This window comes from Pseudomonas bananamidigenes (genome assembly GCF_001679645.1).
GTDB classification, from domain to species: Bacteria; Pseudomonadota; Gammaproteobacteria; order Pseudomonadales; family Pseudomonadaceae; genus Aquipseudomonas; species Aquipseudomonas bananamidigenes.
Genome location: NZ_LRUN01000040.1, coordinates 24,783 through 51,753, shown reverse-complemented (window position 1 = coordinate 51,753; position 26,971 = coordinate 24,783). Strand labels below are relative to the sequence as shown.

Annotated in this window: 17 protein-coding genes; 10 read left to right on the top strand and 7 right to left on the bottom strand. The window is 61.5% G+C overall.

Going from position 1 to position 26,971, the window contains the following annotated elements:
* Positions 1 to 82: 82 nt before the first annotated feature.
* On the top strand, positions 83 to 1,102 hold the full coding sequence (locus BBF94_RS14800) for a quinone-dependent dihydroorotate dehydrogenase (RefSeq protein WP_065259733.1): 1,020 nt from the start codon (positions 83 to 85) through the stop codon (positions 1,100 to 1,102).
* A gap of 139 nt (positions 1,103 to 1,241) precedes the next feature.
* On the opposite strand, the gene rmf is transcribed toward BBF94_RS14800, so the two are convergent.
* Positions 1,242 to 1,457, bottom strand: coding sequence for a ribosome modulation factor (gene rmf, locus BBF94_RS27185; RefSeq protein ID WP_003223300.1), 216 nt, complete (start codon positions 1,455 to 1,457; stop codon positions 1,242 to 1,244).
* A 530-nt stretch (positions 1,458 to 1,987) separates the two neighbouring features.
* Between rmf and rlmKL the strand changes: the two genes are divergently transcribed.
* The gene (gene rlmKL / locus BBF94_RS14795) at positions 1,988 to 4,258 is read left to right on the top strand and encodes a bifunctional 23S rRNA (guanine(2069)-N(7))-methyltransferase RlmK/23S rRNA (guanine(2445)-N(2))-methyltransferase RlmL (RefSeq protein ID WP_065259732.1); all 2,271 of its coding nucleotides are present in this window, start codon (positions 1,988 to 1,990) and stop codon (positions 4,256 to 4,258) included.
* A 144-nt stretch (positions 4,259 to 4,402) separates the two neighbouring features.
* Entirely contained in the window at positions 4,403 to 6,787 is a 2,385-nt protein-coding gene (locus BBF94_RS14790) for a sensor domain-containing diguanylate cyclase (protein WP_065259731.1), read from the top strand.
* Positions 6,788 to 6,929: 142 nt separating this feature from the next.
* Here the strand turns inward: BBF94_RS14790 and dacB are convergent, their stop codons facing one another.
* Positions 6,930 to 8,390 (bottom strand): D-alanyl-D-alanine carboxypeptidase/D-alanyl-D-alanine endopeptidase, encoded by a 1,461-nt coding sequence (dacB, locus tag BBF94_RS14785; RefSeq protein ID WP_065259730.1) that lies wholly within the window; start codon positions 8,388 to 8,390, stop codon positions 6,930 to 6,932.
* A 234-nt stretch (positions 8,391 to 8,624) separates the two neighbouring features.
* Here dacB and BBF94_RS14780 point away from each other — a divergent pair, with 234 nt between their 5' ends.
* Positions 8,625 to 8,963: a YggL family protein gene (locus BBF94_RS14780; protein ID WP_065259729.1), complete on the top strand. Its 339-nt coding sequence runs from the start codon at positions 8,625 to 8,627 to the stop codon at positions 8,961 to 8,963.
* A 40-nt stretch (positions 8,964 to 9,003) separates the two neighbouring features.
* Here BBF94_RS14780 and BBF94_RS14775 read toward each other — a convergent pair whose 3' ends face one another.
* Positions 9,004 to 10,194 carry a benzoate/H(+) symporter BenE family transporter gene (locus BBF94_RS14775; protein WP_065259728.1) on the bottom strand — a complete coding sequence of 397 codons (1,191 nt, stop codon included), beginning with the start codon at positions 10,192 to 10,194 and terminating at the stop codon, positions 9,004 to 9,006.
* A gap of 346 nt (positions 10,195 to 10,540) precedes the next feature.
* On the opposite strand from BBF94_RS14775, the gene BBF94_RS14770 reads away from it, so the two are divergent.
* Positions 10,541 to 11,305, top strand: a complete 765-nt coding sequence (locus tag BBF94_RS14770; RefSeq protein ID WP_065259727.1) for a GntR family transcriptional regulator — start codon at positions 10,541 to 10,543, stop codon at positions 11,303 to 11,305.
* Positions 11,306 to 11,488: 183 nt separating this feature from the next.
* Here the strand turns inward: BBF94_RS14770 and guaD are convergent, their stop codons facing one another.
* The 4 genes from guaD to xdhA form a co-directional block, all read right to left on the bottom strand.
* Positions 11,489 to 12,793 (bottom strand): guanine deaminase, encoded by a 1,305-nt coding sequence (gene guaD / locus BBF94_RS14765; RefSeq protein ID WP_065259726.1) that lies wholly within the window; start codon positions 12,791 to 12,793, stop codon positions 11,489 to 11,491.
* A gap of 13 nt (positions 12,794 to 12,806) precedes the next feature.
* On the bottom strand, positions 12,807 to 13,664 hold the full coding sequence (xdhC, locus tag BBF94_RS14760; protein ID WP_065259725.1) for a xanthine dehydrogenase accessory protein XdhC: 858 nt from the start codon (positions 13,662 to 13,664) through the stop codon (positions 12,807 to 12,809).
* 118 nt (positions 13,665 to 13,782) lie between these two features.
* Positions 13,783 to 16,182, bottom strand: coding sequence for a xanthine dehydrogenase molybdopterin binding subunit (gene xdhB / locus BBF94_RS14755; RefSeq protein ID WP_065259724.1), 2,400 nt, complete (start codon positions 16,180 to 16,182; stop codon positions 13,783 to 13,785).
* Positions 16,175 to 17,629 carry a xanthine dehydrogenase small subunit gene (xdhA, locus tag BBF94_RS14750; protein WP_065259723.1) on the bottom strand — a complete coding sequence of 485 codons (1,455 nt, stop codon included), beginning with the start codon at positions 17,627 to 17,629 and terminating at the stop codon, positions 16,175 to 16,177. The genes xdhB and xdhA overlap by 8 nt, the downstream gene beginning before the upstream one ends.
* A gap of 266 nt (positions 17,630 to 17,895) precedes the next feature.
* Here xdhA and BBF94_RS14745 point away from each other — a divergent pair, with 266 nt between their 5' ends.
* The 5 genes from BBF94_RS14745 to BBF94_RS14725 all read left to right on the top strand — a co-directional run bounded on the left by BBF94_RS14745 (position 17,896) and on the right by BBF94_RS14725 (position 26,948).
* Positions 17,896 to 18,555 carry a GntR family transcriptional regulator gene (locus BBF94_RS14745; RefSeq protein ID WP_065259722.1) on the top strand — a complete coding sequence of 220 codons (660 nt, stop codon included), beginning with the start codon at positions 17,896 to 17,898 and terminating at the stop codon, positions 18,553 to 18,555.
* Between the two features lie 2 nt (positions 18,556 to 18,557).
* Entirely contained in the window at positions 18,558 to 22,046 is a 3,489-nt protein-coding gene (gene smc / locus BBF94_RS14740; protein ID WP_065259721.1) for a chromosome segregation protein SMC, read from the top strand.
* A 258-nt stretch (positions 22,047 to 22,304) separates the two neighbouring features.
* A complete protein-coding gene (gene zipA, locus BBF94_RS14735; RefSeq protein WP_065259720.1) occupies positions 22,305 to 23,171 on the top strand; it encodes a cell division protein ZipA in 867 nt (288 codons plus the stop codon).
* A gap of 86 nt (positions 23,172 to 23,257) precedes the next feature.
* Entirely contained in the window at positions 23,258 to 25,615 is a 2,358-nt protein-coding gene (gene ligA / locus BBF94_RS14730) for an NAD-dependent DNA ligase LigA (RefSeq protein WP_065259719.1), read from the top strand.
* 166 nt (positions 25,616 to 25,781) lie between these two features.
* Positions 25,782 to 26,948: a zinc-binding metallopeptidase family protein gene (locus tag BBF94_RS14725; protein ID WP_065259718.1), complete on the top strand. Its 1,167-nt coding sequence runs from the start codon at positions 25,782 to 25,784 to the stop codon at positions 26,946 to 26,948.
* The last annotated feature ends 23 nt before the right edge of the window (positions 26,949 to 26,971 follow it).

Genomic DNA, 26,971 nt, shown 5'->3' with positions numbered 1-26,971 from the left:
AGGGCCGGTAATGCCTCGCGCGGCGGGGCGATGCCCGGCTATAATCGCCGCCTCTTTTCGCCGCCTTGAGTCATAGCCGCCCATGTACACCCTGGCCCGTCAGCTGTTGTTCAAACTTTCCCCGGAAACCTCCCACGATCTGTCGCTGGATCTGATCGGCGCGGGCGGGCGTTTGGGTCTCAACGGCTTGCTGTGCAAGGCGCCGGCTTCGCTGCCGGTGAACGTCATGGGTCTGCAGTTTCCGAACCCGGTGGGACTGGCGGCCGGTCTGGACAAGAATGGCGCGGCCATCGATGGTTTCTCGCAGCTGGGTTTCGGTTTCGTCGAAATCGGTACCGTGACCCCGCGCCCGCAGCCGGGCAACCCGAAACCCAGGATTTTCCGCCTGCCGGAAGCGGAGGCGATCATCAACCGCATGGGTTTCAACAACCTCGGTGTGGATAACCTGCTGGCGCGGGTGGCTGCGGCAAAGTACAAGGGTGTGCTGGGGATCAATATCGGCAAGAACTTCGACACCCCGGTCGAGCGTGCGGTGGATGATTACCTGATCTGCCTGGACAAGGTCTACGCCCACGCCAGTTACGTCACGGTCAACGTCAGTTCGCCGAACACCCCGGGCCTGCGCAGCCTGCAATTCGGCGACTCGCTCAAGCAATTGCTGGCGGATCTGGCCACGCGCCGCGCCGAACTGGCCCTGCGCCACGGCAAGCATGTACCGCTGGCGATCAAGATCGCACCGGATATGACTGACGAGGAAACTGCACAAGTCGCGCAAGCGCTGATCGAAACCGGGATGGACGCGGTGATCGCCACCAACACCACCCTCAGCCGCGTGGGCGTCGAAGGCATGGAGCATGGCGACGAGGCGGGCGGTCTGTCCGGCGCGCCGGTGCGTGAGAAGAGCACCCACACCGTGAAGGTGCTGGCGTCCGAACTGGGTGGCAAGTTGCCGATCATCGCGGCGGGCGGTATCACCGAGGGCAAGCATGCGGCCGAGAAGATCGCTGCCGGCGCGAGCCTGGTGCAGATCTACTCCGGCTTCATCTACAAGGGCCCGGCGCTGATTCGCGAATCCGTGGATGCCATTGCCGCCAGGCGCTGATTTCGGGATATGACAGGACAGGCAAAAAAAGGGCTCCTCGAAGGAGCCCCTGGGCCGTAGCCCGCCGTCCGGGAAGGACGTGCATGGTGATCATGGGTGTTGCGAAATCAGATTGTCGTGTCGGAATAAATGCCCTGTGTCAGCCGACGGCGTGAAGTTCGTTGAGTCTGTGGATTCCCGCAGTGCCGGTCATACCGTCCCAGTTGTCGCCGCGTCCTTCTCGCCAGCCGTTGATCCAGGCTTGACGTACCGACGGTAGAGTAAATGGGCAAAGCTCACGGGACTTGCCACCAACGCCATATTGATACCCGCGCAAAAATGCTCTTTCCAACGGATCACGCTTAAGTCTTCTCATAGGGTGTTTCCCTCACTTGTTGACTGTTTTTGTCGCGTTGACCTCAATCGAGGTCTGGCAGAAAAACTCTGCCGTTGGCGGCTCGCTGCCGGCGTGGCGAGCCAAGGTGTTGACGCCGTTGCGACGTCAACCTGTGTCCAGTTCTAACCAATGAGTCACATCGAGGGAATGACCGTTTTGTCATAAGGACGTAACGAAAAGGGTGCTATGGCGATAAGTAACGTCAGGTTTCATGAACGTTTATTCACCAAACCCCGGTATGATCGGCCCTGCGCTGCATGACGGGTTTAATCCTTTAGTGCGAATGACCCACGTTTACGCTTGGGTACTATTCGACGAAGGGTTGTCCTGAATCATTTTGTTGCATCAACTTTTTTATCTGTCCCGGCATCTAAGCTCCTTTAACCCGAGCAGCGGGGATGGAACGGCACACCTTCGTGCCACGCGGGCGCTCTTGTCGAAAAGCGCCTGATTGAAAACCGGATCGGCAATGCGTTGTCGGTTCATCAGCCAAAGGCTCTGGAAAAACCATGTCCGACCGTTTCGAACTCTTCCTCACTTGCCCCAAAGGCCTTGAAGGCCTGCTCATCGAGGAAGCCGTCGGGCTTGGCCTTGAAGACGCCCGTGAGCACACCTCCGCCGTGCGTGGCATGGCGACCATGGAAACCGCTTATCGCCTGTGCCTCTGGTCGCGTCTGGCCAACCGGGTGTTGCTGGTGCTCAAGCGCTTCCCGATGAAAAATGCCGAGGATCTGTATCACGGCGTACTCGACGTCGACTGGCAGGATCACATGCTTCCCGATGGCACGCTGGCTGTTGAGTTCAGCGGGCATGGCTCGGGCATCGACAACACCCATTTCGGCGCCTTGAAGGTCAAGGACGCCATCGTCGACAAACTGCGCACGCCGCAGGGCGACCGTCCAACCATCGACAAGCTCAACCCGGACCTGCGCATTCACCTGCGCCTGGATCGCGGCGAAGCGATCCTGTCCCTCGACCTGTCCGGCCATAGCCTGCATCAGCGCGGTTACCGCTTGCAGCAGGGCGCGGCGCCGCTGAAGGAAAACCTCGCCGCCGCGATCCTGATCCGCTCCGGCTGGCCGCGCATTGCAGCCGAAGGTGGTGCGCTGGCTGACCCGATGTGCGGTGTCGGTACCTTCCTGGTGGAAGCTGGCATGATCGCCACGGACATGGCGCCGAACCTGCGCCGCGAGCAGTGGGGATTCACCGCGTGGCTGGGTCACGTACCGGCGCTGTGGAAGAAACTGCACGAAGAAGCCGTCGAGCGTGCTGCCGCCGGCCTGGCCAGACCGCCGCTGTGGATCCGTGGCTACGAAGCCGACCCACGACTGATCCAGCCCGGCCGCAACAACGTCGAGCGCGCCGGCCTGAGCGAGTGGATCAAGATCTATCAGGGCGAGGTGGCAACCTTCGAACCGCGTCCGGACCAGAACCAGAAAGGTCTGGTGATCTGCAACCCGCCGTACGGCGAGCGTCTGGGCGACGAAGCCAGCCTCTTGTACCTCTACCAGAACCTCGGTGAACGCCTGCGTCAGGCCTGCCTGAACTGGGAAGCGGCGGTGTTCACCGGCGCGCCGGATCTGGGCAAGCGCATGGGTATTCGCAGCCACAAGCAGTATTCGTTCTGGAACGGCGCATTGCCGTGCAAGTTGCTGTTGATCAAAGTGCTGCCGGAGCAGTTTGTCACCGGCGAGCGCCGTACACCGGAGCAACGCCAGGCCGAGCGCGAGCAGGCTGCCTATGATCAGGCGCCGAACGAGCCACAAGAGCGCAAGTACAACAAGAACGGTAACCCGATCAAACCGACGCCGGCCCCGGCGCCGGTGATCGAGCAGCCGCGCCTGAGCGAAGGCGGGCAGATGTTTGCCAACCGCCTGCAGAAAAACCTCAAGGCGATGGGCAAGTGGGTCAAGCGCGAAGGTATCGATTGCTACCGCGTCTACGATGCGGACATGCCGGAATACGCCATGGCCATCGACCTCTATCACGACTGGGTGCACGTCCAGGAATACGCCGCGCCGAAGTCGGTCGACCCGGAGAAAGCCTCGATCCGCATGTTCGATGCCCTGGCCGCCATTCCGCAGGCGCTGAACATCGACAAGAGCCGCGTCGTGGTCAAGCGCCGCGAGCGCCAGAGTGGCACCAAACAGTACGAACGTCAGGCGGCTCAGGGCAAATTCAACGAAGTCACCGAAGGCGGCGTGAAGTTGCTGGTGAATCTCACCGACTACCTCGACACCGGATTGTTCCTCGATCATCGGCCGATGCGCATGCGGATCCAGAAGGAGGCGGCCGGCAAGCGTTTCCTCAACCTGTTCTGCTACACCGCGACCGCCAGCGTGCACGCCGCAAAGGGTGGCGCACGCAGCACCACCAGCGTCGACCTGTCGAAAACCTACCTCGACTGGGCCCGTCGCAACCTGTCGCTCAACGGCTTCTCCGACAAGAACCGTCTGGAGCAGGGCGACGTGATGGCATGGCTGGAAAGCAACCGGGAAGAATACGACCTGATCTTCATCGACCCGCCGACCTTCTCCAACTCAAAGCGCATGGAAGGCATCTTCGACGTGCAGCGTGACCAGGTGCAGTTGATTGACCTGGCCATGGCCCGTCTGGCCAAGGGCGGGGTGTTGTACTTCTCCAACAACTTCCGCAAGTTCCAGCTCGAAGACAACCTGGCCGAGCGCTATGCGGTGGAGGAAATTACCGCCAGCACCATCGATCCGGATTTCGCCCGCAACGGCAAGATCCACCGCGCCTGGAAAATCACGGCTCGTTGACGCTTTGCCTGATTGGATCCACAGAGCCTTGATTTTAAAGGCTCTTGGATCCCATCAGAGCTAGCCAAATTAGTGGCTAATAGCTATAACTCACACACGGCCAATGGGGTTATCCCCTAAGTACTGGCGTAGTGAGTGGCCCTTATGTCGTTGCACCCCGTGCGCCCCAAGATTCTGGGTTTCATCAGCGAAGAAGTTTCGGCCTGGCTGGTCGCGCTGCTGGTATTGCTCGCCGGCGGGATCCTCACGGGGCTGCTGGCGTGGGCCACACTCAATCAGTTTCACAGCCAGTTGCGTCAGCGTTTTCAATTGTTGGCCAACGAACGCTACAGCCGCATCGAAGAACGTTTTCAGGATCAGGAGCAGCGCCTCGACGGCCTGCGGCGCTTCTTCGCCAACTCCGAATCGGTGTCCCGCGCCGAATTCGATGGCTACACCCAACCTCTATTGCTGCGCACCCAGGCCTACTCGTTCGCCTTGCGGGTGAGTGGTGCCGAGCGCGCCGCCTTCGAACAGCGGGTGCGCGACGAAGGCCTGAGCACGTTCAGCGTGCGTGAACTCAATGCCCACGGCGATCTGCAACTGGCCGCCGCCCGGGATGAATACGTCGTGGTGGTCTACAGCCAGACCCAGAGCCGCCTCGGTTCCCCGCTGGGTTATGACTTGCTGGCCCAGCCGCTGCGCCGTTCGACCCTGGAGCGTGCGGATCAACTGGGCGGGCTGGCGGTTTCACAACCGATGCATCTGGTCAGTATCGAACCGGCCTATGCGCGTGGTGTATTGCTGGTGGCGCCGGTGCGGCGCGAGGGGGAGGCCAAATCCTTCGGCTATGTGATGGCGGTGATCAGCATGCGCCAGTTGCTGGCCGACGGGCTGCCGGATGCCCTGCATGATTACCTTTCGGTGCGCATCCTCGATCTGTCGACCAGCGATCAGCACGAGGTACTGTTCGAGTCGACCAATGATCCGGCCCCCAGCGATCTGTCGACCACGCGGCTGGTGCGCATGGCCGACCATGACTATCAGGTCGATATCTCGCCCAGCGAAGCCTTTCTGCAGGCCAACCATTCGTCGGTCGGCAGCGTGGTCATACTTGGCGGCCTGCTAAGCCTGTTGCTCAGCGCGCTGCTGTATGTGCTGGTCAGTCAGCGCCAGCGGGCCTTGCGCCTGGTCGAGTTGCGTACTCAGGAGCTGCACGAGCGCGAACAGGAACTGCGCGGCACCCACGGTCAGTTGCGCGGCGTGCTCAATGCGGCGACGCAAGTGGCGATCATCGCCACTGACCTGCGCGGTGTCATCAACACCTTCAATCCCGGCGCGGAGCAAATGCTCGGTTACCGCAGTGCCGAAGTCGTCGGCCACATGACCCTGGAAAACCTGCATTTCCCCCGGGAACTGATCACCCGGGCGGCGGAACTGAGCACCCGCTACGGCAAGAGCATCCCGACCTGCCAGGCCATGCTGGTGGAAGGGGGCGAAGTGGGTGGGCATGAAGCGCGTGAATGGACGCTGGTGCGCAAGGATGGCAGTCATCTGCCGGTGAACATGCTGGCCACGCCGGTGCTGGACGAGCAGGGGCTGTGGGTCGGGCACCTGGCGATCTGCATCGATATCACCGAGCGCAAGCGCGTCCACGAAGCGCTGGCGGCGCGGGATGTCCTGCTGAAGAAACTCAGTGCCCACGTTCCCGGCGGCATCTACCAGTTCAAAATGGAATTCGACGGGCGCTTCAGCGTGATCTACGCCAGCGACGGCATCCGCGAGATCTACGAGCTGGAACCCGACGTGCTGTTGCTCAATGCCGAATCCATCTTCTCCCGGATTCATCCGCAGGATGTCAGCCGCGTGCGCAAGTCGATCCGTGCCTCGGCGGACAACCTCAGCCCGTGGCGTGAGGAGTACCGCGTGCAGTTGCCCGAGCGCGGTCTGCGCTGGGTACGCGGCGAAGCGACCCCCGAGGAACTGCCGGGCGGTGGCGTGCTGTGGCATGGCTACATCTCGGACATCTCCGACCTCAAGCGCGTGGAGGAAGAGCTGCGCGCACTGTCGGTGACCGATGCGCTGACCGGTATCCACAACCGGCGCTATTTCCAGGAGCGCCTGACCACCGAAATGGCCCGTGTCGAGCGCGGTGGCGGTGAACTGTCGGTGATCATGCTCGATATCGACCATTTCAAACGGATCAACGATCAGTTCGGGCATGCTGTCGGTGACCGGGTATTGCAAGCCGTTTGCGAGCGCATCGGGCATCGCCTGCGGCGTACGGACGTGTTCTGTCGCCTGGGCGGTGAAGAATTCATGGTGCTGTGTCCAGACATCGATGGCGATCACGCGTACATGCTGGCCGTGGAGCTGTGGCAAGGCCTGCGCGGGGCGCCGGTGGATGTGGTCGGAGTGGTGACGGCCAGTTTCGGGATTGCCAGCTGGCGGCCGGGGGAGGGTGCCGATTCGTTGTTGCTGCGGGCGGATTCGGGCGTCTACGCGGCGAAGCAGGCCGGGCGGGATCGGGTCGAGCGGCAGATGAACTGATCCAGTCTCCCGGTGAACACTTGTGGGAGCGAGCTTGCTCGCGAAGGGGCCAGCAAAGTCGACATCTTTATCGACTGACTGGACGCCTTCGCGAGCAAGTCGAGTCGTCGCACCGTCGCTCCCACAGTGTTTTCTGGTGTGCTTACAGAACCGAAGCGGTCTGCGGCAGTTTCGGCTGTTTATAGAGATCCAGCAGCACCTGATCCAGCACCGACGATGCACCGAACGGCGCCTTGTCATTGAGGATCGCCACCACCGCCCAGGTGTTGCCGTTGACGTCGCGGCTGAAGCCGGCGATGGCGCGCACGGTGTTCAGGGTGCCGGTCTTGACGTGGGCCTCGCCGCGCACGGCGGTGGTTTTCAGGCGCTTGCGCATGGTGCCGTCCATGCCGGCGATCGGCAGCGAGCTGATGTACTCGGCCGCGTAAGGGCTGTGCCACGCGGCTTGCAGCATCGCGGCCATTTCCCGGGCGCTGACCCGTTCGGCACGGGACAGGCCGGAACCGTTCTCCATCACCAGATGCGGCGCAGTGATGCCTTTTCTCGCCAGCCACTGACGCACCACACGTTGCCCGGCCTTGGCGTCGTCGCCGTCGGCCTCATTGCGATATTTCTGGCCGAGGCTCAGGAACAACTGCTGGGCCATGGTGTTGTTACTGTATTTGTTGATGTCACGGATGATTTCCGCCAGATCCGGCGAGAACGCGCGGGCCAGCACCTTGGCACCACTCGGTGTCGGCGCCAGCCGATCCTTGCCCTGGATGCTGCCGCCCAGTTCCTTCCAGATCGCCCGCACGGCGCCGGCGGTGTAGGTCGCGTGGTCGAGCAGAGACAGATAAGTCTGGGAACTGCAGCCTTCACCCAATTGACCGGCAACGGTCACGGTCACGCTGCCATCGGCCTGCGTCACCGGGTTGTAGCGCACGCCACCGGTGCATTGCTTGGAGTTGAGTGCCTTGACGGTGTTTTCGATCTTGATGCTGGCGATTGGCGGTTCCACCGAAACCAGCACCCGGCCATTGTCGTTGCGTGCCACGAAGCGCAGGGCCTTGAGGTTGACCAGCAGCGAGTCGGGCTTGACCAGGAACGGCTTGTTTTCGTCGTTGCCGTCGTCGTTGAACTCAGGCAGTTGCGGCTGAATGAAGAAGCTGCGGTCCAGCACCAGGTCGCCGGTGACCTGGGTCACGCCGTTGGCGCGCAGGTCGCGCATCAGCAGCCAGAGTTTTTCCATGTTCAGCTTCGGATCGCCGCCACCCTTGAGGTAGAGGTTGCCGTTTAGGATGCCGCCGCTCAGGTCGCCGTCGGTGTAGAACTCGGTTTTCCACTGATGGTTGGGGCCGAGCATTTCCAGCGCCGCATAAGTGGTCACCAGTTTCATGGTCGAGGCCGGGTTGACCGACACGTCGGCGTTGTACACGGTCGGGGTGCCCGGGCCTTCCAGCGGCACCATCACCAGCGACAGGGCACTGGGCTGCAGTTTGCTGGCCTTCAGGGCTTTTTCGACATTGGGTGTCAGGGACGTGTTGAGCGTGGCAGCGGAAACGGGCAGGGCCAGCGGCAAAAGAAGACCGGCCAGGAAAAGAGGACGCAACGATTTGATCATATGAAATAAAACCCTGCAGTCGAGGGGAAAAAAGACGAGGACATGGATGAAAAGGCCCTCAGTGGTCATGAAAGTGTCGGCATTATGCCCCAAGGTGTAACAGCTTGTGCCTTTCCCGAGGCGGCCAACGGGTTATTTTTTTACGGGCGGTCGCACGCTCGTCCCGGATAGGCAGGCAATCGCCGGCTTAAACTGGTAAAGTGCCGGCCGTTATTTATTGAGAGGATTGTTCCAATGGCGACTAACCGTTCCCAGCGTCTGCGCAAAAAACTGTGCGTCGATGAATTCCAGGAGCTGGGTTTCGAACTGAACCTGGACTTCAAAGAAGATTTGTCCGAAGAAGCCATTGACGCTTTCCTCGAAGCCTTCATCAAAGCTCTGGACGCCAACGGTCTGGGCTATGTCGGCGGCGAAGGCTTCGGTCTGGTTTGCCTGCAGAAGCGTGGCTCGGTTACCGAAGAGCAGCGCGCTGCCGTGGAAGCCTGGCTGAAAACCCGCACCGAGCTGACCAATACTGAAATCAGCCCGCTGCTGGACGTGTGGTACCCGGAAAAGCCGATCAACAAGGCTTGATTCCGAAATGAAGAACGGCGACCCGAAGGTCGCCGTTTTTTTATGCCTTGCGCCAGTTCAGGATCAGCAAGGTCAACACCCCCGCGACAATCCCCCAGAAGGCTGAACCGATGGAAAACAGCGTCAGTCCTGACGCCGTGACCATGAAGGTGATCAGCGCCGCTTCCCGTTCCTTCACTTCGGTCATGGCAATGCTCAAACCGTTGATGATCGAGCCGAACAGTGCCAATGCGGCAATCGACAGCACCAGCTCCTTGGGCAGCGCGGCGAACAGCGCCGCCAGCGTGGCGCCGAACACCCCGGCGATCCCGTAGAAAATCCCGCACCATACCGCTGCGGTGTAGCGTTTGTTGCGATCCTCATGGGCGTGGGGGCCGGTGCAGATCGCCGCGCTGATCGCTGCCAGATTGATGCCATGGGAGCCGAACGGCGCCAGCAGCAGCGAGGCGATGCCGGTGGTGGTGATCAGCGGCGAGGCCGGGACGTTGTAGCCATCGGCACGCAGCACGGCGACGCCCGGCATGTTCTGCGAGGTCATCGCCACCACGAACAACGGAATGCCGATGCTGATGGTCGCGGCAAGCGAGAAGTGCGGGGTCGTCCAGACCGGCGTCGCCACTTCAAGGTGAAAACCGCTGAAGTCCAGCAGCCCCATGAAGCCCGACAGCGCGGTGCCGATCAGCAGTGCGGCGAGCACCGCGTAGCGTGGTGTCAGGCGTTTGACCAGCAGATAAGTGAAGAACATTCCCAGCACCAGACCGGTACGATGTTGCGCCGCAACGAAGATTTCGCTGCCGATCTTGAACAGAATCCCTGCCAGCAACGCGGCGGCAAGGGAAGCCGGGATCTTTTTCACCAGCCGTTCGAAGCTGCCGGTCAGGCCGCAGATCGTCACCAGCAACGCGCAGGTGATATAGGCGCCGATGGCTTCGCCATAGGTCACGCCGCCGAGACTGGTGATCAGCAAGGCCGCGCCGGGTGTCGACCAGGCGATGGTGATCGGCGTGCGATAGCGCAGGGAAAGACCGATCGAACACACCGCCATGCCGATGGAGATCGCCCAGATCCACGAAGAAATCTGCCCGCTGCTCAGGCCCGCCGCCTGGCCGGCCTGGAACATCAGCACCAGCGAGCTGGTGTAGCCGGTCATCATCGCGATGAACCCGGCGACGATGGCGGAGGGCGATGTGTCCGCGAAGGGGCGCAGTCGGGTGTGGGTGATTTCGTTCATGACAGCGGCGTTCCTTGTACCAATGAAGATATTCGCAGCTACACGAAACCCTTGTGGGAGCGAGCTTGCTCGCGATGGCGGCGGAACAGTGGACATTAGAGTTGAATGTCCAACCGCTATCGCGAGCAAGCTCGCTCCCACAGGGATCGCGGATTCTGCGATCAAGCCTAAACTCAAACGTAACGATGCGTTGCAATACAGCCGAAGTCACAAACAGCCGTACAGTCGTGTTGCCACCTTCCATTGTGTACAATCGCGCTGTTTTTTACGCGATACTTGCCAGCGACCCACTGTGCCGTATTACAGTCACGGTCAATTCGCCGCAGTTCTTCCGACTCGAGTGCCCATGAACGAACAGTTGCAACCCCTCAAGAAACAACCGCGAGCAGGCAAAGCCGGCCGCAGCGGAACCCAGGACGATATTGTCTATGCGCATATCTTCGAGGCCATCCTCGAACAGCGCCTGGCGCCCGGTACAAAGTTGAGCGAAGAAGCGCTGGGGGAAATTTTCGGGGTCAGCCGCACCATCATTCGCCGAGCGCTCTCGCGTCTGGCCCATGAAGGCGTGGTGCTGTTGCGGCCGAACCGTGGCGCGGTGGTGGCGAGCCCGAGCGTCGAAGAGGCGCGTCAGGTGTTCCTCGCCCGGCGGCTGGTGGAACGCGCGATCACCGAGCTGGCGGTGCAACACGCCACCGCCGAACAGATCGCCGAACTGCGGCAGATGGTCAACGACGAACGCGACAGCTTCTCCCGTGGTGATCGCGGCGCCGGCATCCGTCTCTCGGGCGAATTCCACCTGAAACTGGCCGAAGCGGCGAAGAATGCGCCTCTGATCAGCTTCCAGCGCAGCCTGGTATCGCAGACCTCGCTGATCATTGCTCAATATGAAAGCGGCAACCGTTCGCACTGTTCCTATGACGAGCACACCCAGTTGATCGACGCCATCGAAGCGCGCAACGGCGAACTGGCGGTGGACCTGATGATGCACCACATGGATCACATCGACAGCAAGCTCAACCTCGATGAGGAAAGCGCTTCGGATGATCTGCACGCGGTGTTCTCGCACCTGTTGCAGACCAGGAAGCCGGGGCGTCCGGCGGCCAAGCTCTGAGCTGACACCGTATCGCGCCCTTCGCGAGCAGGCTCGCTCCCACATTCAGTCTTCAGTGGACACAAGATTTGTGAGTGACGCCTATCCTCTGTGGGAGCGAGCCTGCTCGCGAAGACTTCCTGACAGGCAATAAAAATCCCCTGGGGTGAACACCACCGGGGGATTTTTTTGTCTGCGGAAAACTCAGCGCTGATGCACCAGCGCACCCGCCGCATAGGTCTGGGCAACCGTGCGGTCATCGCCCAGTGTCATCAGCACGAACAACGTCTCGGCAATGTTGTTGGCCTGCTTCAGGCGGTAGCTCAGCAGCGGCGTGGCGTTGTAGTCCAGCACCAGGAAGTCGGCGTCGGAGCCCGGTTGCAGGTTGCCGATCTTGTCTTCCAGACGCAGTGCCCGGGCGCCGCCGAGGGTGGCCAGGTACAGCGACTTGAACGGGCTCAGCCGCGCACCTTGCAGCTGCATCACCTTGTAGGCTTCGTTCAGGGTCTGCAGCAGCGAGAAACTGGTGCCGCCGCCCACATCCGTGCCGAGACCGACGTTCAGCTTGTGCTTCTCGGCCATCGGCAGGTTGAACAGGCCGCTGCCGAGGAAGAAGTTCGAGGTCGGGCAGAACGAGATTGCCGAACCGGTTTGCGCCAGGCGTGCGCATTCGTCGTCGCACAGGTGCACGCCGTGGGCGAACACCGAGCGCTCGCCGAGCAATTGGTAGTGATCGTAGACGTCGAGGTAGCCCTTGCGCTCCGGGAACAGTTCCTTGACCCACTCGATTTCCTTGAGGTTCTCGCTGATGTGGGTCTGCATGTACAGATCCGGATATTCAGTGAGCAATTGACCGGCGAGGGTCAGTTGTTCCGGGGTGCTGGTCGGAGCGAAGCGCGGGGTTACGGCGTAGTGCAGACGCCCCTTGCCGTGCCAGCGCTCGATCAGTGCCTTGCTGTCGACGTAGCTGGATTCAGCGGTGTCGGTCAGGTAGTCCGGCGCGTTGCGGTCCATCATCACTTTGCCGGCAATCATCCGCAGGTCAAGCTTCTCGGCGGCTTCGAAGAACGAGTTCACCGACTGCGGATGCACGCTGCCGAACACCAGGGCGGTGGTGGTGCCGTTGCGCAGCAGTTCCTTGATGAAGATGTCCGCCACTTCATCGGCGTGGGCCTTGTCGCCGAACTGGCTTTCGCACGGGAAGGTGTAGGTGTTCAGCCAATCGAGCAGTTGCTCGCCGTAGGCGCCGACCATGCCGGTCTGCGGCAGGTGGATGTGCGTGTCGATGAAACCCGGGGTGATCAGTGCATCCTGGTGATGCGTGATCTCGATGTCCGCCGGCAGGGTCGGCAGCAGTTCGCTGGCGTGGCCGAGGGCGCTGATCTTGCCACCATCGACCACCAGCAGGCCGTCCTCGAAATACTCGTAGGAGGCTTCGATCCCGACCTCGGCGGGGTCGGCGATGCTGTGCAGGATGGCGGCGCGGTAGGCTTTGCGAGTCAGAGGCATGAGGGTTCTCTAATCAGTTTGAGGCTTTGAGTGTGGCGGCCTGGCTGCGGCGCGAAACCGGCAGCAGTCTGGCAATCGGTTCGGCGCTGGCGGTGTGCTGGCCGAAATTGGCGTTATAGGTGGCGATGATTTCGCCGGCGATGGAAATGGCGATTTCTGCAGGCAGCTTGCCTTTGACTTCGCCGATGCCCATCGGGCAGCGCATGCGTTGCACGACACTGGCGTCGAAGCCACGGTCACGCAAGCGGTGTTCGAACTTGGCGCGTTTGGTCTTCGAACCGATCAGGCCGAACCAGGTGAAGTCGTTGCGCTTGAGGATCGCGGCGGTGAGCTCCAGGTCCAGCTGATGGTTGTGGGTCATGACGATGCAGTAGCTGCCGGCGGGCAGGTCGTCGACTTCGTCCACCGGTTCCTCGGCGACGATCTTGCGTACGCCGTGGGGAATCTGTGCGGGAAATTCCTCTTCCCGGGAATCGATCCAGCGTACCCGGCACGGCAGGCTGGCGAGCAAGGGAACCAGTGCGCGGCCGACATGACCGGCACCGAACACGGCGATCTGCGCCTGCACCTGGCCCATCGGTTCGAACAGCAGCACCGTGGCGCCACCGCAGCACTGGCCAAGGCTGGCGCCGAGGCTGAAACGCTCCAGATGGTTGTCCTGCCTGCCGCTGGCGAGCATCTCGCGGGCGATCTGCATGGCCTTGTATTCCAGGTGCCCGCCACCGATGGTGTCGAACGTCTGGCGTGCGCTGACGACCATTTTCGAGCCGGCATTGCGCGGCGTCGAGCCCAGCTCTTCGATGATGGTCACCAGAACGCAGGGTTCGCCCTGGTTCTGCAGGTCGGCGAGGGCGTCGATCCAGTTGTACATAGTTCACCCCTACAACATCGTTGTCTGTTCGGGCCTCTTCGCGAGCAGGCTCGCTCCCACAGGGAAATGCATTCCAAATGTGGGAGCGAGCCTGCTCGCGATGGCCGCGCCTCGGTCCTTAAAGCGGAGCCAGCTCGGTTTCAGCTTCGACGGCTTTCACCGCCTTGAGCTGACGCATCTGCTCGCAACCCCACAGCACCCGCTCCGGGGTCGCCGGGGCGTCGATCTTCGGTTGGTGCCTGTAGTCGCCGAGGCTGGCCACCGCATCCTTGATCGCGCACCACGCGGCGATGCCGAGCATGAACGGTGGCTCACCCACAGCCTTGGAGTGGAACACCGTGTCTTCCGGGTTCTTGCGGTTTTCCACCAGCTTCACCCGCAAATCCAGCGGCATGTCCGCCACGGCCGGGATCTTGTAGCTGGCCGGGCCGTTGGTCATCAGCTTGCCCTTGTTGTTCCAGACCAGTTCTTCCATGGTCAGCCAGCCCATGCCCTGGACGAAGCCGCCCTCGACCTGGCCGATATCGATGGCCGGGTTCAGCGAGGCGCCGACGTCGTGCAGGATGTCGGTGCGCAGCATCTTGTACTCGCCGGTCAGGGTGTCGACGATCACTTCGCAACACGCCGCACCGAAGGCAAAGTAGTAGAACGGCCGGCCACGGGCCTGGCTGCGGTCGTAGTAGATTTTCGGGGTCTTGTAGAACCCGGTGCTCGACAGCGAGACCTGATTGAAATACGCCAGCTGGATCAGCGCTTCGAAGGTCATGATGTGGTCGCGAACGCGGACATGACCATTGTGGAACTCCACGTCTTCTTCACTGACCTTGTAGTGCCGCGCGGCGAATTCGATCAGACGTTTCTTGATGGTTTCCGCTGCGTTCTGCGCGGCCTTGCCGTTGAGGTCGGCACCGCTGGACGCCGCGGTTGGCGAGGTATTCGGCACCTTGTCGGTGTTGGTCGCGGTGATTTGCACACGGTCCATTTCCACCTGGAACACTTCGGCGACGACCTGCGCGACTTTGGTGTTCAGGCCCTGACCCATTTCCGTGCCGCCGTGGTTCAGATGGATGCTGCCGTCGGTGTAGACGTGCACCAGGGCGCCTGCCTGGTTGAGGAAGCTGGCGGTGAAGGAAATGCCGAACTTCACCGGGGTCAGCGCCAGGCCCTTTTTCAGGATCGGGCTGTTGGCGTTGTAGCGACGGATCGCTTCGCGGCGCTCGGCGTACTGGCTGCTTTCTTCGAGCTCGGCGGTCATTTCCTCGAGCATGTTGTGCTCGACGGTCTGGTAGTAATGGGTGACGTTGCGCTCGGTCTTGCCGTAGTAGTTGACCTTGCGCACGGCCAGCGGATCAAGAGACAGATGGCGGGCAATCGCATCCATCACTTCTTCGATCGCGACCATCCCTTGCGGGCCGCCGAAACCACGGTACGCGGTGTTCGACGCGGTGTTGGTCTTGCAGCGGTGACCGTTGATAGTGGCGTCGCCGAGGTAGTACGAGTTGTCCGAGTGGAACATCGCCCGGTCGACGATAGAAGCCGAAAGGTCCGGCGAGCAGCCGCAGTTGCCGGCCAGGTCCATCGCAATCCCGTGCAGGCGCCCGGTGCTGTCGAAGCCGACGTCGTACTCGACATAGAACGGGTGACGCTTGCCGGTCATCAGCATGTCTTCGACCCGTGGCAGACGCATCTTGGTCGGCTGGCCGGTGAGGTGCGCGACCACGGCGCACAGGCACGCCGGGCTCGCGGCCTGGGTTTCCTTGCCGCCGAAACCACCGCCCATGCGGCGCATGTCGACGACGATCTTGTTCATCGAAACGTCGAGGACTTCGGCCACCAGTTTCTGCACTTCGGTGGGGTTCTGGGTCGAGCAGTAGACGATCATGCCGCCGTCTTCGGTCGGCATCACCGAGGAAATCTGTGTCTCCAGGTAGAAGTGTTCCTGTCCGCCGATGTGCAGCGTGCCTTGCAGACGATGTTCAGCCGTAGCCAGCGCATTGGCCGAGTCGCCACGCTGATGGGTATGGCTTTCAAGCACGAAGTGGCGCTTGCGCAGGGCTTCGACCACGTCCAGCACCGGTTCCAGGTCTTCGTATTCGATGATCGCGGCCATGGCGGCCTTGCGGGCGGTTTCCAGATCCCTGGCCGCCACGGCCAGTACCGGCTGACCGACGAATTGCACGTCATCGATGGCCAGCAGCGGATCGCCCGGCAGCAGCGGGCCGATGTCTTTCAGGCCTGGCACGTCTTCGTGGGTGATGGCGATGCGCACGCCTTCGAAGGCGTAGCAGGGTCTGGTGTCGATGCTGATGATTTTCGCGTGGGCGCGATCCGACAGCCGTGCGTAAACGTGCAGCTGATTCGGGAATTCCAGGCGGTCATCGATGTACTGCGCTTCACCGGACACATGCTTGGCGGCGCTGTCGTGCTTGACGCTACGGCCGACACCGGTGGTCAGGTCCCTGGCGAACAATTCAGCCAGTTCAGCTTGTGTTTTCTCTACGCCGTGATGGTTAGACATAAGCGGTCACCCGAGTCTCGATGTGCGGTGTTTGCAGTTCGATGAAGTATTTGCGCAGCAGGTTCTGCGCGCTGAGCAGGCGGTATTCCTTGCTGGCGCGGAAGTCCGAGAGCGGGGTGAAGTCCTCGCCGAGCGCGGTGCAGGCACGTTCGATAACGGCGTTGTTGAACGGCTGACCGAGCAGCACGGCTTCGCAATGGGCGGCGCGTTTCGGGATCGCGGCCATGCCGCCGAAGGCGACACGGGCGTCTGTGATCACGCCGTTCTCGACGCGCAGGTTGAACGCGGCGCAGACGGCAGAGATGTCGTCGTCCAGACGCTTGGAGACTTTGTAGGCGCGAAAGCGCTGCTCGGCGGTGGCGCGAGGGACGATGATTTTCTCGATGAACTCGCTTTCCTGGCGTGCGGTGACCCGGTAATCGATGAAGTAATCTTCCAGGTTCAACGTACGGCGGGTTTCGCCCTTGCACAGCACGATCTGCGCGCCGAGGGCGATCAGCAGGGGCGGCGAGTCACCGATCGGCGAGGCGTTGCCGATGTTGCCGCCCAGGGTGCCCTGGTTGCGGATCTGCAGCGAGGCGAAGCGATGCAGCAGTTCACCAAAGTCCGGGTATTCGGCATTCAACGCTTCATAGCAGTCGGAGAGGGCGGTGGCGGCGCCGATTTCGAGGCGATCATCAAAACGCTCGATGCGCTTCATTTCGGCGACATTGCCGACGTAGATCATCACCGGCAGGGTGCGGTGGAACTGCGTGACTTCCAGCGCCAGATCGGTGCCGCCGGCCAGCAACCGGGCCTGTGGGTAGGCGTCGTAGAGGTCGGCCAGATCGGCCACGGTCAGCGGCACCAGGCAGCGTTTGTCGCCGCTGTTGAGTTCGCCGATATCGGTCGGGGCAATGGCTTTGAGGCGAGCGATGGTTTCTGCTTCCCGGGCGTCGAACTGGTCCGGTTGCTTGCCGCAGCAGGCTTGTTCGGCGGCGGCCAGGATCGGCCGGTAGCCGGTGCAGCGGCAAAGGTTGCCGGCCAGCGCTTCGTGGGCCTTGGCATGATCCGGTGCATCGCTGTTCTTTTGCAGGGCGAACAGCGACATCACGAAGCCGGGGGTGCAGAAACCGCACTGCGAGCCGTGGCACTCGACCATGGCTTTCTGCACGCTGTGCAATTCGCCCTTGTGCTTGAGGTCTTCGACGCTGATCAGTTGCTTGCCGTGCAGCGACGAAACGAACGTCAGGCAGGAGTTGAGGCTGCGGTAGCGAATGTGCTCGCGGCCCTCGTCATCCGTCTGCAACTCGCCGACCACCACCGTACAGGCGCCGCAGTCTCCACTGGCGCAGCCTTCTTTGGTGCCGGGTTTGCCCACGTGTTCACGCAGGTAGTTGAGCACAGTCAGGTTCGGGTCCAGGGCGTGCTCGCTACGGAGTTCCTGGTTGAGTAAAAACTGGATCACGGAAGGCCTCGCAGACTCATTATTGTTGTTAAGCGACTTGAGCCGAATTTAGCAGGTCTGACTTTTCGGTCAATGGTTTTCTGACTTAAAGGTCAGGAAAAGCCGTTTTGTCGCTTTACAACCGCTCTCTTCAGTATTGACCCTCATTGGATCAAGCGCTTTTTTGCGGGATTCGTGCCAAAAACCGCTGTGCGGGCACTCCGCCATGACCGCGCATTGCGCTACACTGCGCCGCTTGTGCAGATCGAAGAGTTTGAAGGACAACCATGACGTTCAAGGCGCCGGACAGCCTCGCCGAGCAAATCGCTCACCACCTCGCCGAACGGATCATTCGCGGCGAAATGAAGCCGGGAGAGCGCATCCAGGAACAGAAGGTCACGCTGGCGCTGAACGTCAGCCGCGGCTCGGTGCGCGAAGCCTTGCTGATCCTCGAACGCCGTCATCTGATCGCGATCCTGCCGCGCCGCGGCGCCCACGTCACCGAACTGACGGCGCACAAGGTGCAGAGCCTGTGCACGTTGATGAGCGAGCTGTACATCCTGCTCGGCAACGCAGTGGCCAACGGCTGGCAGGTCCAGGCCGACATGGCGCCGTTCGTACAGATCCAGCAGCGCCTGACTGCCAGCTACGAGCGTCAGGACATCCGCACCTTTGTCGATGACAGCTTCAACGTGATGCGCGCCGCGTATCCGTTCGCCAACAACCCGTACCTGCAGGAAACCGTCGAGAACCTGCAGCCGGCCATGAGCCGTGCGTACTTCCTCGCGCTGGAACAGCGCAAGGCCGAGATGAGCGAGTTCCTCGAGCTGTTCGAGCGCTTGCTGGCCGCCGTCCTCGCCCGTGACCTGCCGCAGATCCGCATCGTGCTGACGGCTTACGCCCAGCGCAGCTGCGATCTGGTGGTGTCCGCCCTGACGGTTGCCTGACCTTGCGCCTCAAGTGCATCAAACTGGCGGGGTTCAAATCCTTCGTCGACCCGACCACGGTGAACTTCCCCAGCAACATGGCGGCGGTCGTCGGGCCGAACGGTTGCGGCAAGTCGAACATCATCGACGCCGTACGCTGGGTGATGGGCGAAAGTTCGGCCAAAAACCTGCGCGGCGAGTCGATGACCGACGTCATCTTCAATGGCTCGACCAGCCGCAAACCGGTGAGCCAGGCAAGCATCGAGCTGGTGTTCGACAACTCCGACGGCACGCTGCTGGGCGAGTGGGCGGCATACGCGGAAATTTCGATCCGACGCAAAGTGACGCGCGACAGCCAGACGACCTATTACCTCAACGGCGCCAAATGCCGTCGTCGCGACATCACCGACATTTTCCTCGGCACCGGCCTCGGTCCGCGCAGCTACTCGATCATCGAGCAGGGGATGATCTCCAAGCTCATCGAATCCAAGCCGGAAGACCTGCGCAATTTCATCGAAGAAGCCGCCGGCATCTCCAAGTACAAGGAGCGCCGGCGCGAAACGGAAAACCGCATCCGCCGCACCCACGAAAACCTTGCCCGTCTGACCGACCTGCGTGAAGAACTCGAGCGCCAGCTCGAACGCTTGCACCGCCAGGCCGAGGCGGCCAGGAAGTATCAGGAATTCAAGGCCGAAGAGCGCCAGCTCAAGGCGCAACTGTCGGCCCTGCGCTGGCAGGATCTGAACGATCAGGTCGGCCAGCGCGAATCGATCATCGGCAACCAGGAAATCAGCTTCGAAGCGCTGGTCGCCGAGCAACGCAACGCCGACGCGGCCATCGAACGCCTGCGCGACGGTCACCATGACCTGTCCGAGCGCTTCAATCTGGTGCAGGGGCGCTTCTATTCGGTCGGTGGCGACATTGCCCGGGTCGAACAAAGCATCCAGCACGGCCAGCAGCGCCTGCGCCAATTGCAGGACGACCTGAAGGAAGCCGAACGTGCGCGCCTCGAAACCGAATCGCACCTGGAGCACGACCGCACGCTGCTGCTGACCCTCGGTGAAGAACTCGATCAGCTGACCCCCGAGCAGGAAGTCACCAATGCTGCTGCCGAGGAGGCCGCCGCGGCGCTGGAAGATTCCGAATCCGTCATGCATGGCTGGCAGGAACAGTGGGACGCCTTCAACCTGACCGCCGCCGAACCGCGCCGCCAGGCTGAAGTGCAGCAGTCACGCATTCAACAGCTGGAAACCAGCCTGGAACGTCTGGCCGATCGACAAAAGCGTCTGGCTGAAGAGCGGGCGTTGCTGTCGGCCGACCCGGAAGACGCGGCGATGATGGAACTCAGCGAACAACTCGCCGAGTCCGAAGCCACTCTCGAAGACTTGCAGACCAGTGAAGAGGCTCAGGTCGAAAAGCTTGAGCAGCTGCGCCAGGAGTTGCAGCAGGCGTTGACCGCACAACAACAGGCGCAGGGCGATCTGCAGCGCCTCAACGGTCGCCTCGCGTCCCTCGAAGCCTTGCAACAGGCCGCGCTCGATCCGGGCACCGGCACTGCCGAATGGTTGAAGGAACACAACCTCGCCGAACGCCCGCGCCTGGCCGAAGGCCTGAAGGTCGAGGCCGGTTGGGAGCTGGCGGTGGAAACCGTGCTGGGCGCCGACCTGCAAGCGGTGTTGGTGGATGACTTCGCTGGTTTCGATTTGTCCGGTTTTGCCCAGGGTGATCTGCGTTTGCTCAGCCCCGGCAATGACGGCGTGCGCGTGGCCGGCAGCCTGCTGGACAAGGTCGAGGCGCAGGTTGATCTGTCGCCATGGCTGGGTCAGGTCAAACCGGTCGACAGCCTTGAGCAGGCACTGGCTTTGCGCGGCCAACTGGCTGCGGGTCAGAGCCTGATCAGTCGCGACGGCTACTGGGTCGGTCGGCATTTTCTGCGGGTGCGCCGTGCCAGCGAAGCCGAAAGCGGCATGCTTGCCCGTGGTCAGGAAATCGAAGCGCTGCATCTGGAACGCGAAGAACGCGAAGCCACGGTCGAGGCCATGGAAACCCGTTTGCAAACCTTGCGCGCGCAACAGCGTCAGCAGGAAAACGGCCGCGAACATCTGCGTCGTCTGTTGCAGGACGAGGCCCGTCAGCAAGGTGAATTGAAAGCCCAGCTCTCCGCCGGCAAAGCCAAGGCCGAGCAACTGAACCTGCGTCGCACCCGTCTTGACGAAGAACTGGTCGAGCTCGCCGAGCAGCGCGAACTGGAACACGAAAACATCGGCGAAGCGCGGATCCAGTTGCAGGACGCTCTCGACGCCATGGCCCTCGACACCGAACAACGCGAGTTGCTGCTGGCCCAGCGTGACAGTCTGCGCGAACGCCTCGACCGGGTGCGTCAGGAAGCGCGCCAGCACAAGGATCATGCCCATCAATTGGCCGTGCGGCTCGGCTCGTTGCGTGCGCAGCACGATTCGACACGTCAGGCGCTGGAGCGTCTGGAAATGCAGGCCGAGCGCCTGACTGAAAAACGTGAACAGCTCAGCCTGAATCTGGAGGAGGGCGAGGCGCCGCTGGAAGAGCTGCGCCTCAAGCTCGAAGAGTTGCTTGAGAAACGCATGAGCGTCGACGATGAACTCAAGACCGCCCAGATTGCCCTGGAAGACGCTGACCGCGAACTGCGCGACGCGGAAAAACGCCGCAGCCAGGCCGAGCAGCAATCGCAATTGATCCGTGGCCAGCTGGAACAGCAACGCATGGAGTGGCAAGCCCTGACCGTGCGCCGCAAGGCGCTGCAGGATCAACTGTTGGAAGACGGCTACGATTTGCACGGCGTGCTCGAAACCTTGAGCGCCGAGGCCAGTGAGAAGGAGGCCGAAGAAGAACTGGAACGCATCGCCGCACGCATTCAGCGCCTGGGCGCGATCAACCTCGCGGCGATCGATGAATACACGCAACAATCAGAGCGTAAACGTTATCTGGATGCTCAGGACGCCGACCTGGTGGAGGCCCTCGAGACACTCGAGAACGTCATCCGCAAGATCGACAAGGAAACCCGCAATCGTTTCAAAGATACCTTTGATCAGATCAATGGCGGTTTACAGGCGCTTTTCCCGAAAGTTTTCGGTGGCGGACGCGCGTATTTGGAACTGACGGGCGAAGATCTACTCGATACAGGGGTGACGATCATGGCGCAACCGCCCGGAAAGAAGAACAGCACCATCCATTTGCTTTCCGGCGGCGAAAAGGCCCTGACCGCGCTGGCACTGGTTTTTGCGATCTTCAAGTTGAATCCGGCGCCGTTCTGCATGCTCGATGAGGTTGACGCACCACTGGATGACGCTAACGTTGGACGCTACGCACGATTGGTCAAAGAGATGTCGCAGTCCGTGCAGTTCATCTATATCACCCACAACAAGATCGCCATGGAAATGGCCGACCAGTTGATGGGCGTGACGATGCACGAACCGGGGTGTTCGCGACTGGTGGCCGTGGATGTCGAGGAGGCGATGGCGATGGTGGATGCCTGAGCCGGCGCTGTCGGAAAAGGTATTTGCAGTCTGTAGGACATATTTACCGGCTTCGACTTGCTGGCCAATCGACATAATCGCGCAAGCCAATGAGACAGACGGTGTAAAGTTGTCTTTGGTCGTGCTAGTTTAATGTCAATTTTTCGTATACGTGGGCAAAACGCCTGTCAGAACATAGAGTTGGCGCCACGTTTTAAAGCGGTTTGCACAATGTAAACCCCTTATTTTTCAGCATTTTTCATAGAGGCACGGGATTACATGGAAATCGGTCTGCGCGAGTGGCTGATCGTCATCGGCATCATTGTGATAGCCGGTATTCTTTTCGATGGCTGGCGCCGTATGCGCGGCGGCAAGGGAAAACTGAAATTCCGTCTTGACCGAAGTCTGTCCAACCTGCCGGACGAGGACACCAGCGCCGAGTTGTTGGGCCCGGCCCGCGTACTGGATACCCATAAAGAGCCACAACTGGACGAACACGACCTGCCATCGGTGAGCATGCCGGCCCGCGAACCGCGCGAGCCTCGCGAATCCGGCTCCAGGCGCAGCAAACGTTCCAGCGGCGGTCCGGCCCAGGGTGATTTGAACCTTGATCTGGACCTGGATGGCGGCCCGAGCTTCAGCAGTCGTGACGAAGATTTCGTCGAGCCTGTCGCCAAATCGTCGCCGGCCGTTGCCGACAAGGATCAGCCACAGGCCGAAGAAGTTCTGGTGATCAGTGTGATCTGCCGCGATCCGGCTGGCTTCAAAGGCCCGGCACTGTTGCAGAACATTCTGGAAAGCGGTCTGCGTTTTGGCGAGATGGACATTTTCCACCGTCACGAAAGCATGGCCGGCAACGGCGAAGTGCTGTTCTCCATGGCCAACGCGGTCAAGCCGGGCATCTTCGATCTGGACGACATCGACCATTTCAGCACGCCGGCGGTGAGCTTCTTCCTCGGCCTGCCAGGCCCGCGTCATCCGAAGCAGGCGTTCGACGTGATGGTGGCGGCAGCCCGCAAGCTGTCCCAGGAACTGAATGGCGAATTGAAAGATGACCAGCGCAGCGTCCTGACCGCGCAAACCATCGAACACTACCGTCAGCGCATCGTCGAATTCGAACGCCGCGCCCTGACCCAGAAACGTTGATTGAAAAGGTTGCCTCGCGACAAAGAGGCAATCGGCAAACAGATTGAGCAGCCTCGGCTGCTCTTTTGCTTTATGAGAGAACACCCATGACTGCCGCCAAAGACCGCATTCTAGAGCTGCGTGCCGAACTCGATCAGCACAACTACCGTTACCACGTTCTCGATGAGCCGAGCATTCCGGATGCCGAGTACGACCGGTTGTTCCACGAGCTCAAGGCGCTGGAAGCGGCCAATCCGCAATTGATCACCAGCGACTCGCCGACCCAGCGCGTCGGCAGCGTGGCACTGACCGCGTTCACGCAGGTGCGCCACGAAGTGCCGATGCTCAGCCTCGGCAACGCCTTCGAAGAAACCGACATGCGCGAATTCGACCGCCGGGTGACCGAGGGCCTGGATCTGCCGGCCGGTGATCTGTTCGGTGGTGGCGCGGCGGTGGAATACAGCTGCGAGCCGAAACTCGACGGCCTGGCGGTCAGTCTGTTGTATCAGGACGGCGTGCTGGTGCGTGGCGCCACACGCGGCGACGGCACCACCGGCGAAGACATCAGCGTCAACGTGCGCACCGTGCGCAACATTCCGCTGAAGCTGCATGGCAGCGGCTGGCCGGCGACGCTGGAAGTGCGCGGCGAAGTGTTCATGTCCAAGGCCGGTTTCGAACGTCTCAATGCGTCGCAACTGGAAGTTGGCGGCAAGACCTTCGCCAATCCGCGGAATGCCGCGGCAGGCAGCCTGCGTCAGCTGGATTCGAAGATCACCGCCAACCGCCCGCTGGAGTTCTGTTGCTACGGCATCGGCCAGGTGTCCCACGACATCGCCGATACCCACATCGGCAACCTCAAGCAACTGCAGGCCTGGGGGATGCCGATCAGTCATGAATTGAAACTGGCCAAAGGCATTGGCGAGTGTCTGGATTACTACCGCGATATCGGTGAGCGTCGTAACGCGCTGGCCTATGAAATCGATGGTGTGGTGTTCAAGGTCAACAGCATTGCCGACCAGCGCGAACTCGGCTTTCGCGCACGCGAGCCGCGCTGGGCGATCGCGCACAAGTTCCCGGCCATGGAAGAACTCACCGAGTTGCTCGATGTGGAATTCCAGGTCGGTCGTACCGGCGCTGTCACTCCGGTGGCGCGGTTGAAACCGGTGAAGGTTGCCGGTGTCACCGTGGCCAACGCCACGCTGCACAACATGGACGAAGTCGCACGACTGGGCCTGATGATTGGCGACACGGTGATCATTCGCCGCGCCGGTGATGTGATCCCGCAAGTGGTGCAAGTGGTCACTGAGCGCCGCCCCGAGGACGCACGACCTGTGCAGATTCCCGAAAGCTGCCCGGTGTGCGGCTCTCACGTCGAGCGCACGCAACTGGTCAAGCGCAGCAAGGGCAAGGAAACCATCAGCGAAGGTGCGGTGTATCGCTGCGTAGGCCGACTGGCCTGCGGTGCACAGCTCAAGCAGGCGATCATTCACTTCGTCTCCCGTCGGGCGATGGACATCGAAGGCCTCGGTGACAAGAGCGTCGAGCAACTGGTCGATGAAGGCCTGGTCAGCTCGCCAGCGGATCTTTATGCGCTGAAGTTCGAAGACATCGTCGACCTGGAAGGCTTTGCCGAGGTGTCGAGCAACAAGTTGCTGGCCGCCATCGAAGACAGCAAGAAGCCGGGGCTGGCACGATTCATCTATGCGCTGGGCATCCCGGATGTCGGGGAGGAGACCGCCAAGGTGCTGGCGCGTTCGCTGGGTTCGCTGGAGCGTGTCCGGCAAGCCTTGCCGCAAGTGCTGACGTACCTGCCGGACATCGGCCTGGAAGTGGCTCACGAGATCCACAGCTTCTTTGAGGATGCGCACAACCAACAGGTGATCACCGAACTGTTGGGCCACGGTCTGCAGATTCAGGATCAGGGTGAGCTGGGGGCCGAGTTTGCCGCGAGCACCACACTGGGCGGCTTCCTCGACAAGCTGCACATTCCTTCGGTCGGGCCGGGCGGGGCGCAGAAGCTGGCTGACAAGTTCGAAACGCTGGAAGGGGTGATGACCGCCGATTGGTTGGACATGCGCCAGACATTGCCGGAGAAGCAGGCCAACTCGGTGCGTGATTTCTTTGCTGTGAAGGAAAATCGTCTGCTCGCCGAAGATGCCGAAAAGCAACTGCGCAAATTCGGCATGCACTGGCAGAGCGAAAAGAAAGTCGTCGAAGGCCTGCCGCTGGCCGGGGAGACCTGGGTGCTGACCGGCAAGGTCGAGCTGATGAGCCGCGACGTCGCCAAGGAACACCTGGAAAGCCTCGGCGCCAAGGTTGCCGGTTCCGTATCGGCCAAGACCCATTGCGTGGTCGCCGGGCCGGGCGCCGGTTCGAAACTGACCAAGGCCAATGAGCTGGGCGTGAAGGTCATGGATGAAGAGGCGTTTATCGCGTTCCTGAAAGGGCACGGACTGGCAGTCTGATCCTGTGGCGAGGGAGCTTGCTCCCGTCGATTTGAAGCTGCTTCGCAGCTCAGCGGGAGCAAGCTCCCTCGCCACAACGCGGCATTATCCGGAGCGGGTATTGCCGCATGGAACGATGTTGTCTCGTGAATGATCTAGTCTTGGCAGGCCCCAGGGAGAGATCGCCATGTACCGCTATTTCGAGCAGTTGAGTTCACGCCTCGTCGCGCCGTTCATGGCTGAATCCTCGCGCAACAGCAAGGTCTGGCCGTGCCGTTGCGGTCAGTCGCTGTTCTTTCGCAACAGCCAGTGCCTGGCCTGCAACGCAGCGTTGGGGTATCAACCGGAACACAGTCGGCTGACATCGCTGCAACCGGGACCGTCCGAGGGCACCTGGACGCTGGACGTCGATCCCGGGGCCGGGCTTTTCCGGCGCTGCGCCAACCTCGATACCCCGGCGTCCTGCAACTGGCTGCTGCCCGCCAACGATCACGACACGCTGTGTGTTGCCTGCAATTTGAATCGCTTCATTCCCGACCTGTCCGTCCCTGAGAACCCCGAACGCTGGCGCAAGGTGGAAATCGCCAAGCGGCGACTGGTGGCGCAACTGATCAACCTTGGCTTGCCGGTCATCCCGAAAACCGTCGACGAAGACACCGGTCTGGCGTTCGACTTCATCGGCGTCGATCTGCAGGGCAACGCGCCGATGACCGGCCACTCCAATGGATTGATCACCCTCGACATCGCAGAAGCCGACGACGCCCATCGCGAGCAGGTGCGGGCGCAGATGCGCGAACCCTATCGCACATTGCTCGGGCATTTTCGCCATGAGGTCGGGCATTACTATTGGGATCGGTTGATCGCCAACGGCCCGTGGCTGGGTGCGTTCCGCAACCTGTTCGGCGACGAGCGCGCCAGTTATGCCGAAGCGCTGGAGCGGCATTATCAACAGGGCGCGCCGGCGGACTGGTCGCAGCACTTCGTCAGTGCCTACGCCAGCATGCACCCGTGGGAAGACTGGGCGGAAACCTGGGCGCATTACTTGCACATGATGGATGCGGTGGACACCGCCCTGGGTTTCGGCATGAATACCCGGGAGATGGACCTCGATTACCAGCCGTTTCCGTCGAGCACGCTGTATGACCCCGAACATCCCGGCGCAGCGGCATTCCTGTCGTTCGTCAACGCATGGATCGAACTGGCCGGCATGCTCAACGAGCTGTCGCGCAGCATGGGCCAGCCGGATTTCTATCCCTTCGTCCTGCCGCCGGCGGCGATCGCCAGGCTGCACTTCATTCATCTGGTGATCCAGCAGGCGGGCGGCCGCGCCGACGAGGTGCTGCAGGCGCAATAGCAAGTACTTGAGCCCCCTCATAT

What these genes read in the sequence shown, in the direction of transcription:
- ligA (WP_065259719.1), top strand. Translation starts at nt 23,258, where the DNA reads ATGACTGCCGCCAAAGACCGCATTCTAGAGCTGCGTGCCGAACTCGAT.
- BBF94_RS14800 (WP_065259733.1), top strand. Translation starts at nt 83, where the DNA reads ATGTACACCCTGGCCCGTCAGCTGTTGTTCAAACTTTCCCCGGAAACC.
- BBF94_RS14780 (WP_065259729.1), top strand. Translation starts at nt 8,625, where the DNA reads ATGGCGACTAACCGTTCCCAGCGTCTGCGCAAAAAACTGTGCGTCGAT.
- xdhC (WP_065259725.1), bottom strand. Translation starts at nt 13,664, where the DNA reads ATGTACAACTGGATCGACGCCCTCGCCGACCTGCAGAACCAGGGCGAA.
- xdhB (WP_065259724.1), bottom strand. Translation starts at nt 16,182, where the DNA reads ATGTCTAACCATCACGGCGTAGAGAAAACACAAGCTGAACTGGCTGAA.
- zipA (WP_065259720.1), top strand. Translation starts at nt 22,305, where the DNA reads ATGGAAATCGGTCTGCGCGAGTGGCTGATCGTCATCGGCATCATTGTG.
- BBF94_RS14790 (WP_065259731.1), top strand. Translation starts at nt 4,403, where the DNA reads ATGTCGTTGCACCCCGTGCGCCCCAAGATTCTGGGTTTCATCAGCGAA.
- dacB (WP_065259730.1), bottom strand. Translation starts at nt 8,390, where the DNA reads ATGATCAAATCGTTGCGTCCTCTTTTCCTGGCCGGTCTTCTTTTGCCG.
- rmf (WP_003223300.1), bottom strand. Translation starts at nt 1,457, where the DNA reads ATGAGAAGACTTAAGCGTGATCCGTTGGAAAGAGCATTTTTGCGCGGG.
- BBF94_RS14775 (WP_065259728.1), bottom strand. Translation starts at nt 10,194, where the DNA reads ATGAACGAAATCACCCACACCCGACTGCGCCCCTTCGCGGACACATCG.
- BBF94_RS14725 (WP_065259718.1), top strand. Translation starts at nt 25,782, where the DNA reads ATGTACCGCTATTTCGAGCAGTTGAGTTCACGCCTCGTCGCGCCGTTC.
- rlmKL (WP_065259732.1), top strand. Translation starts at nt 1,988, where the DNA reads ATGTCCGACCGTTTCGAACTCTTCCTCACTTGCCCCAAAGGCCTTGAA.
- BBF94_RS14745 (WP_065259722.1), top strand. Translation starts at nt 17,896, where the DNA reads ATGACGTTCAAGGCGCCGGACAGCCTCGCCGAGCAAATCGCTCACCAC.
- BBF94_RS14770 (WP_065259727.1), top strand. Translation starts at nt 10,541, where the DNA reads ATGAACGAACAGTTGCAACCCCTCAAGAAACAACCGCGAGCAGGCAAA.
- guaD (WP_065259726.1), bottom strand. Translation starts at nt 12,793, where the DNA reads ATGCCTCTGACTCGCAAAGCCTACCGCGCCGCCATCCTGCACAGCATC.